General features: G+C 68.3%; 1 protein-coding gene. It reads left to right on the top strand.

The window, feature by feature from the left end:
- Nucleotides 1-600, top strand: a 600-nt coding sequence (locus HX774_RS10920) for a transposase (RefSeq protein WP_178826729.1), incomplete at its 5' end; no start/stop codon positions are given.
- Between the last annotated feature and the right edge of the window lie 416 nt (nt 601-1,016).

Raw genomic sequence — 1,016 nt, 5'->3', positions numbered from 1 at the left:
GGCGCGTTCGACCAGGCCGTCCGCGACGCCTGCGCCGATGATCCGCTGACGGCCGAGCTGATGGACTGCATGCTGACCGCGCGCGCGGCGCTGTGGACCCAGTACCTCAAGCTGCACGCCCTGACGGTGCGGGCCGTAGCCCAGGACGAGGTGTGCCGGCGCTTCATGGCCATCCCCGGCGTGGGGCCGATCGCGGCCCTGACCTTCCGCACGGCGGTCGACGATCCGATGCGGTTCAAACGCTCCCGCGACGTCGGCGCCTACTTCGGCCTGACCTCCAAGCGCTGGCAGTCGGGCACGTCGATCGACATCCAGGGCCGCATCAGCAAGGCGGGCGATCCCGATGTCCGGCGCGCCCTCTACGAGGCGGCCTCGGCGATGCTGACCCGCTACAAGGGGCGCAGCGCGCTCAAGACCTGGGGCGAGACCCTGGCCAAACGTTGCCACAAGAAGGCGGTCGTCGCCGTGGCCCGCAAGCTCGCCGTGATCATGCACGCCATGTGGCGCGACGGCACGGTCTACACCGATGCGGTCGAGACCGGCGTGGCCGACGGCGGGGCGACCGCCAAGGAACGCAAACTGCTGGGCGCTTACGCATGACCCGCCGGCCTGACCGAAACCCCGCCGCCAGGTCCGCCTGACCGCGATGGAGATCCGCCCCGGCGGATGAGGACTGATGCAGACCAGGAAAGCGGGAAGCACGATATCTTGCCTGTGGCCGGAGCGATCCGGACCACGCCGGAGTGCCTGTGATGCTGCCCCGCGAGACCGATGCCGACATGCGCCGCGACGGATCCAGAACCGCCCAGTCGGTCAAGACCCCGCCGTCGATGAGCGCGGAAGAGTGCACGGCGCATCAGGACTCGATGTCCGGACCGATCTCCCCGCAGGCCGCGCGGCCCCGCCGGGGGCGGACGCGTCTTCACCTCCGTCCATCAAGGGAATACAATATCCATCAGGAGAACGTCATGAAAACGAGCCCCAGAATGTCCCCGATTAAGAGGGCAAGATAAAAG

The organism is Brevundimonas sp. P7753 (assembly GCF_013386595.1).
GTDB classification, from domain to species: domain Bacteria; phylum Pseudomonadota; class Alphaproteobacteria; order Caulobacterales; family Caulobacteraceae; genus Brevundimonas; species Brevundimonas bullata.
Note: the sequence above shows the minus strand (reverse complement) of the source record. Positions and strands in the feature narration are given on the sequence as shown.